We start from the raw sequence: 1,726 nt of genomic DNA, 5'->3' as shown, positions 1-1,726 counted from the left end.
CGGCGCTCGACGCCCGCCGGGCGCAGGTCGCCGAGCAGGCGGGCGGCGGCCTGCCCTACCTCGGCCGGACGCTCGAAGTGGTGCCCGAGCCCGGCCGTCGCCGCGTCCACCGCGCCGGCGACCGGATCGCCGTGCCCGCCGACCCGGAGCTGCGGGGGCGGGCGCTGGAGTCCTGGTACCGCGCCCGGGCGCGCGACGAGGCCCGGCCGCGGCTCGATCTCGCCGCGACGGCGCTCGGCGTCGACGTCCTGCGGCTGCGGATCACCGACACCCGCAGCCGCTGGGGCAGCTGCTCGACGAGCGGCACGATCAGCCTCTCGTGGCGGCTGCTGCTGGCGCCCCCGGAGTGCCTCGACTACGTGGTCTGGCACGAGGCCTGCCACCTGATCCACGCCCACCACGGCGCGAGCTTCTGGCGGCTGCTGGAGTCCCACCGCCCGCACTGGCGCGAGCCGGCCGGCTGGCTGCGTGAGAACGGTGCCGACCTGCACCTGTGGCTGGCGTCGGCCGGCTGAGCGGACGGCGAGCGTGGCGCGCCGGCGGTAGTGTCCGGCGGCGATGAGGACACGGCCGGCCACCGCAGCGGGGATCGCGCTCGTCGCGCTCTTCGCGTTGGCGGTCGGCGTGCTGCTGCCGGATGCGCCAACGGTCCTGCTCACGCTGGCGCCGGCGCTGGTCGCCTTCGCGCTGCTGGCGAGCGGACGGTACGTCGGCGAGGAGCGCCTGGCGCGGGCCGCCCGCGCTTTTCGGGCCCGGCGCCGACGCCCCGCCCGGCGGTTGGCGGCCGTCGGCGCGGCGCCACGAGCCGTACCGCCGCGCGGCGGACGGCTGATCGCGGCCTCGCTGGCGGTCCGCCCGCCTCCGGGCGCGCCGCTCGCCGCCTAGCGCACGGTCGCCCGCGTCCGCCTTCCGGCGGGTCGCGTCGTCGTTCCGCGCCCGCTGCTGTGGCGGGCCGCGCGAGCGACTCCGGCCGTACGACGACGGCGAGCTCCGCGCCGCGCCCATCCGGGTGCCGGCATCCCGCTCACCGTTCGATCGAAGGATCCCCATGCGTTCCACCACCCGCACGCTCGCGCTCGGCTGCGCGGCGTTGCTCACCCTCGCCACGGCCGGCTGCGGCGAGGACGCGCCGACCACCTCGGCCAGCGGCTCGACCACGTCCTCCACGTCCGCCGGCGGCGCCCACGGCGGCCAGCGGATGTCGTCGGTCGCGCTCGGCAGCGCCAGCAGGGCCGGCCTGCGCGTCGAGGTCGCCGCGATGCGCGACGCGGTCACCTTCACCGTCGCCGAGGGCGGGCGTATGCGCAAGCACCCGCCGGCGCCGGGCGACAACGCGCACGTGATGGTGCTCGTCTCCGACGCGGAGAGCCGCGACCGGCTGCCGGACGCGGCGGTCACCGCCCAGATCACCGGCCCCGGCGGAGCGCCGGTCCACAACGGCCCGCTCTACCCGATGGTCGGGATGGGCGTCGGCCTGCACTACGGCGACAACATGAGGCTCGCGAGGAGCGGGCGCTACCGGGCGTCGATCGTCGTCGGGCCGCCGCAGGTCGGCCGCCATCCGGAGCTCGCCGACCGCTACACGAAGCCGGTTCGCCTGGACGTCCCGTTCGCGTGGACGGCGCGGTGAGGATCACCCGCCGTCGCGCGGTCGCCGGCACCGCCGCCCTCGCCGCCGCCGGCGCCGGCGGCGGCGGGCTGCTGGCCGGTGCCCGGCGCGACCGCC

At 78.2% G+C, this 1,726-nt stretch carries 3 protein-coding genes; all 3 read left to right on the top strand.

The window, feature by feature from the left end:
• The coding region (locus tag PAI11_RS10055; protein WP_040599656.1) for a M48 family metallopeptidase at positions 1–515 on the top strand (515 nt) is incomplete at its 5' end.
• A gap of 43 nt (positions 516–558) precedes the next feature.
• Complete coding sequence (locus tag PAI11_RS10050; RefSeq protein WP_040599654.1) at positions 559–885, top strand: hypothetical protein; 327 nt, start codon at positions 559–561, stop codon at positions 883–885.
• A 163-nt stretch (positions 886–1,048) separates the two neighbouring features.
• Positions 1,049–1,630: an iron transporter gene (locus PAI11_RS10045; RefSeq protein ID WP_007573879.1), complete on the top strand. Its 582-nt coding sequence runs from the start codon at positions 1,049–1,051 to the stop codon at positions 1,628–1,630.
• Positions 1,631–1,726 lie beyond the last annotated feature (96 nt).

Origin of the sequence: Patulibacter medicamentivorans, from assembly GCF_000240225.1 — a bacterium.
Classification (GTDB): Bacteria; Actinomycetota; Thermoleophilia; order Solirubrobacterales; family Solirubrobacteraceae; genus Patulibacter; species Patulibacter medicamentivorans.
The sequence above is the reverse complement of the archived record's forward strand: the minus strand, read 5'-3'. Positions and strand labels throughout refer to the sequence as shown.

Excerpts from the sequence above, each read along its gene's own strand:
- PAI11_RS10045 (WP_007573879.1), top strand. The coding sequence starts at position 1,049 with ATGCGTTCCACCACCCGCACGCTCGCGCTCGGCTGCGCGGCGTTGCTC.
- PAI11_RS10050 (WP_040599654.1), top strand. The coding sequence starts at position 559 with ATGAGGACACGGCCGGCCACCGCAGCGGGGATCGCGCTCGTCGCGCTC.